The organism is Viridibacillus soli (assembly GCF_016612995.1).
GTDB lineage: Bacteria > Bacillota > Bacilli > Bacillales_A > Planococcaceae > Viridibacillus > Viridibacillus soli.
On the sequence record NZ_JAEOAH010000013.1, the window covers coordinates 151,669 to 158,061 of the forward strand.

Sequence of the window (6,393 nt, forward strand, 5' to 3'; positions counted from 1 at the left end):
AAAGATTGTTAGGAGAAAAACGGATGAGTGTACCTATTTTACCTACGATCAGTACCGCTTTTATCGCGTTAAGTGCTATTTTAGTAGCGATTGGTTGGATTCTGATTAAGCAAAGAAAGATTGAAGCACATAAGAAAACGATGATTGCTGCCGCAATATCAGCATTACTATTCTTTATCATCTATGCGTCACGTACTGTATTCATTGGTAATACAGCATTTGGTGGCCCAGATAACTTGAAAATCTATTACACAGTTTTCCTAGTGTTCCACATCTGTTTAGCAACTACAGGTGCCGTTTTCGGTATCGTGACATTACTTGCAGGGTTCAAAAACAATCTTGTACGTCATCGCAAAATTGGACCAATTACAAGTGTGATTTGGTTCTTCACTGCGATAACTGGCGTAGCAGTGTATACTTTACTCTATGTGTTGTACAAAGGTGGAGAAACAACCTCAGTTATTAAAGCTATTTTAAATAGCTAAACGCCAAAAAAAGCTGTCCCAAATTTACGGGATAGCTTTTTTATTTGATAAAACGAGATAGCAACCCAGCTTCTTTTGCAGTTACGAATACCATGACAATTAATGGGCCAATAAAAAAGCCAAAAAAGCCAAATAACTGCAAACCTACGTAAATACTGATTAAAGTAGCAAGTGGAGGTAAGCCGATTTGGGCACTCATCACCTTTGTTTCTAAAATTTGGCGGAGAATAATTAAAACAATCGCTAATATACCTAACTTTACTCCCAGTGCCATCTGTCCAGTAAGCATAGCGTAAAGAGCCCAAGGAGCTAAAATAATAATAGACCCTAAAATAGGTAATAAATCGACGAACCAGATAACTAAAGCCATGATAAAAGCGTATTTAGGAATGATGAATAGTAAAGAGCAAAAAGTGACGACTAAAATGATTAAGCTAACGATTAATTCTGCTTTTATATAACCGAATAATACAATATGAAGTTTTTGAATGAGCACTTTCCATTTTTCCGCCTTGTTTTTAGAAATATATATAGCAAAGCGTTTTTTTAGTTGTGGCAATTCTAACATTAGAAGGAATAGGGCAAATATATATACAAATAAGTTGAGCAAGAACTGTGGTAATTTAGATACGAGCATTTTCAATCGCTCATAATTAAAAAATTCGATAAAAGATGATTGGAGTCTTTCTAATAGACGATTAATACCGAGTTGTATCTCAGTAATAATTTCGATAGGAAAATCGTAGGTGATTTTTGCTAAACGGGTTTGCAGATTAATCCAAGAGGCTGTTAATTGATCGAAAAGTTCAGGAGCCCTAGCTGAAAAGTGGGTGACTTGAGTGAAGACATTTGTAATGACAAAGTAAAGGATGCTTGACAGCAAAATTAAAAACAATGAGAATATGATAACGACAGACAAGCGTCTAGATTTTATCCATTTTCGTTGGAGAAATTGAATAGTTGGCTCTAGTAAAAGTGCAGTGAGAAGGGCGAGTAAAATAGGAATAGATGCGGGAATTAAAATATATAATAGTAATAGAACTATGATTGTTAGTAAGCCTTTTTTTAATACTGTAAAAAAGTTGGATTTGGCCAATCAAATCACCTATCTTTTAAATTTAGGCTCATAGTATGGGTGATTTCGGCTTTTTTATGCAACTAAAAAAGTGCTGGAAGATTCCAGCACTTCGATTAAAACAAATTAAGCATGAATTTCAAATACTTTAATTTGTTTTTCAAGAGATTTCAAAATTTCTTGGCAAGATTTTACTAGATGAGCAGGGAATGCTTCACCTTCACCATATTCAACACCGTGTGGGAAGTAATGTTTACCAAGAGCTGGTTTGAAAAGAGTGATCATCGCATCGTTAGCACCGATATCACCGTCTTTTGTAAAACCGAATACACGTAGGTAGAATGTTCCTTCACGTACATCAAAGCGTCTGTCCCAAGTTACGCGCTCGTAATCCCAGCCTGTAGCACGGATTAAACCATGATCGCGCATAAGATCATCAAGAAGTGTAATGTCAGCTAAAGTATTTTCAAGTCCTGTATTTTCGAAATACATAATTTTTCGTCCTCCTTTTACTCATCGTACGATATATACGTTCCATTTTATAATAGAACAAAAATGCACCGGTTGCAATGACAACATTGTGAATACATCGTTGCAATTGGTATAATAAAATAACTAAACAAATTGGAGAGAGGCCTTGTGAAAGCATTATTTCGAATTTTACTCATATTAGCGGCTATTTTAGTCGTTTTCTTTTATACAAATCAATCCGTAAAGGAAAATGAATTGTTAACAGCTCCAAATTCAAATGGGAAAGTGATTCCGCAAAAAGAGGCACCAACTGTTAATGGTGAAGCAATCCCTAGACCTAAAGACGGTTTATCTACACTAATAGGAAAATCAACTAAGTCACTAGCAAAATTAAAAGGCGAGCCTTCTCGTAAAGAACCCTCTGCCTATGGCTATGATTGGTGGGTGTACGATAAGAATTACGATAATTATATGATGTTCGGTGTAGAGGCTGGTAAAGTGACACAAGTGTATATCTCTGGTGCTAATGTGGAAGCCGAACCATTTAAGATTGGTCAATCTCTAGATGATATTTATCGATCAACAATTATTGATACAGAAGTGAATGTGCAAATAGATGAAAATATTTACACATTTATTTTAAATGAAGTGGATATGAAAACGCGGATATTAACGATGTATGATGGTTTGTATGCACAAATGTATTTTGATGCGACAGATCAGTCCTTAAGGGCGGTACGTTTTATAGATGGCGAAACGCTCGTAAAACAGCAACCATATGATATGACTTACGTCGGCGATATGATTACACCGAGCGTACCATCGTCCTATTTACAAGCTGAAATCGATTTAGCTAATCAGCAACAACTTTTTGATTTGACAAATGTTTATCGCATTCAAAAAGGCTTGCCAGCATTAAATGCTGCAATAGATTTAAACAATATTGCACAAAGTCATACTGAAAGCTTAGCCCTCGGTAAAATTTCGCAAGAGACAGTCCAGTCTGACACGCTAAAAAACCGATTGAAAAATGCAACGATTGAATTTGATGTTGCTGCAGAAAATATTGCAGAGGACTACTTAGATGCTCCAGAAGCGATTAATGGCTTGCTCAATTCTGAGAAACACCGAGATACATTATTAAATGAAGATTTCAATCAGCTTGGTTCAGGCGCATTTGGCAAACACTTTTCACAAGTGTTTATTCAACGAGTGGAGAGTATGTCAGATGAGCCGTGATGAATGGCAGGAACGATTAAAGTCCCTTGGTCCATAGAAAAGGTATTTCGTATATGCAGCGTGAGATGGTGTTGTTCAGCCGTCTCCGCTGCTTTTTTTTGCACAATTGGATGGCTGTTATTTAATAGTTGATGGAATTCAGGATACGTCAATTTTGAAATTAATACGGCGTCGGCATTTTCCTTAGGATTGTAAGTCATAACACCTGGAACATCCTTATAATATTCGATAAATTGAGCCTTCAAGGCAGCGCCGAGTAGTGCTGCAGTTAAATCACTGCCGCCACGTCCTAGCGTTGTAATATCTCCTTCAGCTGTCGTTCCTTGAAACCCAGGAATGATGACGCAAGAAGTTTCATCTAATGCCTTCTCAATAGCTGATGTGTGAACAGCTTGAACTTCAGCATCGCCAAAATTTTCGGAAGTTTCAAGGCCGATGCTTTGACCATACAATAATTTATTCTCAATACCGGTTCGTTCTAGCTCTGCCGAAATGACAGCCGCGGCAATCATTTCTCCACAAGCTGCAACGAGATCCTTTGCCTTGGAGTCGCTCTTAAAAGCGCTAGTTAATGTTATTAAAGTGTCAGTGGCATAAGCATCGCCAGCGCGTCCCATTGCTGAAACAACAATGACGGCTTTATTATATTGACGAATAGCGTTACGTATATGAAGGATGCAATGTTTACGCGAAGCTTCGGATTGCATTGCCATTCCACCAAACTTTTGAATAATCATAGTGAATACTCCCATCTTTCTTCGTGTCATTTTGTGCACTCTCTTCATACGATAAAAGTGAATAGCGGATTGTAATAATGTATTCTATGATGTTAAAAAGGTGCAGGAGGAAAACAGTTGATCTTAGCAGAGCTTATTAAGGATTGGCCTTGTGAAGTACAGGGTGGCTCGATACGTATACAAATCAATGGAATTACAGATGAAGCAAGTCAAATCGAGCCAGGTAACATTTTCGTAGCAAGAAGGGGGAAACAGCATAATGGTTGGGATTTTGTCTCGCAAGCAATGGAAAAAGGCGCAGTAGCCATTGTGTATGACCAAGACCAGCCAATTCAACATGCAGAAGTCCCCCATATTTGGGTGCCTGATTGTTCAACATTTTTATCCTATGCATGTAAAGCTTTTGTAGGTGATCAAATTGAACTGTTGAAGATTGTTGCGGTGACCGGAACAAACGGAAAGACGACGGTAACACACTTTATCGGACAAATTTTACAACAGCTTGGTGCTAAAGTAGCGGTACTTGGCACATTAGGATTATGGATTAATGGTGAACGCCAGGATCAGTACACTTCCTCTATGACAACTCCTCCTCCTGCCTATTTGTATCGTATTTTTTCACAATGCGTACAAATGGGCGTGACGCATGTTGTTATAGAAGCGTCTTCCTTAGGACTTTCACAGCATCGTCTAGATCATTGCCCGATCGATTATGGTGTTTATTTAAATATGAGTAGAGACCATTATGATGAACATGGTAGTAAGGAAAAATATGAATTAGCGAAGAGAAAATTAACGACATTAGCGAAGAAAATTATCGTGAATGCTGATGACCCATTTTGCTTAAGTATGAAACAGCATCATGTAAGAACTTTTACGTTTGGCAAGTATCGAACAGCAGATATTAGCATCATTCATAAGGAAATTGAAGACACATCAACAATTTTACTTGTACAATATTTGGAAAATCCAGTCGAACTGAAGATACCATTTATTGGAGATCATCATCAACAAAATGTTTTAGCAGCAGTTGCGACCGTGCAACAACTAGGTTATCCACTACAAATGATTGCCCCAAAAATTCCGCAGCTCACTTTGCCGTTAGGTAGACAACAGGAAGTAGAAAATACTAAAGGTATACGTATCGTCATTGACTATGCTCATACACCGAGTGCTCTTGCAGCTGTATTACAATCTTTAAAACAAACAGCGAAGAAAAGATTAACGGTAGTCTTTGGTTGTGGCGGGGACCGTGATCACGGAAAACGACAGGAGATGGGGAAGGTAGCGGATTGCTATGCACATAAAATTTGGTTAACAAGTGATAATCCGCGCAGGGAACAAGCAGATATGATAATTGCACAAATTGCGCAAGGCATTAAACTGACGCCATATGCGATTAAAATTAATCGCAAGCAAGCAATTGAAAGTGCAATTGCTGAAGCTAGTCCAGGTGATACAGTTTTAATCGCAGGAAAAGGGCATGAAACGACCCAAATTATTGGTAGTCAAGTTGTTCCATTTTCTGATTTTGAAATTTCAAGAGCTTATGTAAGTCTTTTAAATATGGGGCTCAATGACGAATAATGAGTCAGTTGCAAACGCAATTTGTTTGCCATCTGCTTGTTCAACTGAAGCTTCGAGCACCATTGTATGGCTCCCTTTACTTAAAAAATTGTGATTTCGCTGTCAAAGTATCTAACTTAGCTGACGTCACATAATGCATTGTCAAATTACTCGTTACTACACTGTGACCATCTGCTATGACATGATTAGCATGAGTTCCCATACAAGTATCTGCCATTTTTGCAACGACACCACCATGTGGTAGCTTTAATGTATTTTGATTAACAGATAAAATTGGAACGGTAATGGTGCAGTAATTATCTGTAATAGCATAATCTATATTCAAGAGGGCATCTATATAGGTATAACGCTCACCTTGTTGACAATCTCTTATGCCTGTCAGAATTTTATCTAACATGATTGTATCTTTTTTTGATCCACTTTCTGGAATATCTATTGATAAGTTTTATAACTTGTCCCTCGTAAAACTTCTCGAACAATAGTAGCTAGAGCTCATTCTAAAAAAATGCAGAAAACTCAAACTGTTGGTGTAACTGTAGTAGGTGGTGGGGCTTATTGCCTCCCATACTTGCTTTATATTACTTCGTTAATAGGTTAGCAAAATAATTTGGCTCATTAGTTTAAAAAAGACGGATCTGGTTACTATAATTATCTATGGCAACAGGTGTGTTGATTAGGGGAATATTAGGTTGTTATTTACCGTTAAAATATTTTTTTATATTCAATATTAACGTATGTTACTACATTTTTTAGTTGATTGTAGCGGAGGAAGCGGCTCGGTGCTTGCCCGCGGAAAGCG

General features: G+C 37.5%; 7 protein-coding genes. 3 read left to right on the forward strand and 4 right to left on the reverse strand.

The window, feature by feature from the left end; all coding sequences use genetic code 11:
- The first annotated feature begins 23 nt into the window (after positions 1 to 23).
- Positions 24 to 485, forward strand: a complete 462-nt coding sequence (locus tag JFL43_RS11325) for a DUF420 domain-containing protein (protein ID WP_100796352.1) — start codon at positions 24 to 26, stop codon at positions 483 to 485.
- 40 nt (positions 486 to 525) lie between these two features.
- Here JFL43_RS11325 and ytvI read toward each other — a convergent pair whose 3' ends face one another.
- Both ytvI and JFL43_RS11335 read right to left on the reverse strand, forming a co-directional pair.
- Positions 526 to 1,581 (reverse strand): sporulation integral membrane protein YtvI, encoded by a 1,056-nt coding sequence (gene ytvI, locus JFL43_RS11330; protein WP_200749131.1) that lies wholly within the window; start codon positions 1,579 to 1,581, stop codon positions 526 to 528.
- Positions 1,582 to 1,686: 105 nt separating this feature from the next.
- Entirely contained in the window at positions 1,687 to 2,052 is a 366-nt protein-coding gene (locus tag JFL43_RS11335) for a YugN family protein (protein WP_200749132.1), read from the reverse strand.
- 147 nt (positions 2,053 to 2,199) lie between these two features.
- Here JFL43_RS11335 and JFL43_RS11340 point away from each other — a divergent pair, with 147 nt between their 5' ends.
- Positions 2,200 to 3,270, forward strand: a complete 1,071-nt coding sequence (locus JFL43_RS11340; RefSeq protein WP_198517888.1) for a CAP domain-containing protein — start codon at positions 2,200 to 2,202, stop codon at positions 3,268 to 3,270.
- Here the strand turns inward: JFL43_RS11340 and JFL43_RS11345 are convergent.
- A complete protein-coding gene (locus tag JFL43_RS11345) occupies positions 3,237 to 4,037 on the reverse strand; it encodes an amino acid kinase family protein (RefSeq protein ID WP_234447736.1) in 801 nt (266 codons plus the stop codon). The genes JFL43_RS11340 and JFL43_RS11345 overlap by 34 nt on opposite strands.
- Positions 4,038 to 4,124: 87 nt before the next feature.
- Between JFL43_RS11345 and JFL43_RS11350 the strand changes: the two genes are divergently transcribed.
- The gene (locus tag JFL43_RS11350) at positions 4,125 to 5,594 is read left to right on the forward strand and encodes a UDP-N-acetylmuramoyl-L-alanyl-D-glutamate--2,6-diaminopimelate ligase (RefSeq protein WP_200749133.1); all 1,470 of its coding nucleotides are present in this window, start codon (positions 4,125 to 4,127) and stop codon (positions 5,592 to 5,594) included.
- A 76-nt stretch (positions 5,595 to 5,670) separates the two neighbouring features.
- On the opposite strand, the gene JFL43_RS11355 is transcribed toward JFL43_RS11350, so the two are convergent.
- Positions 5,671 to 5,991 carry a PaaI family thioesterase gene (locus tag JFL43_RS11355; protein WP_200749134.1) on the reverse strand — a complete coding sequence of 107 codons (321 nt, stop codon included), beginning with the start codon at positions 5,989 to 5,991 and terminating at the stop codon, positions 5,671 to 5,673.
- Positions 5,992 to 6,393 lie beyond the last annotated feature (402 nt).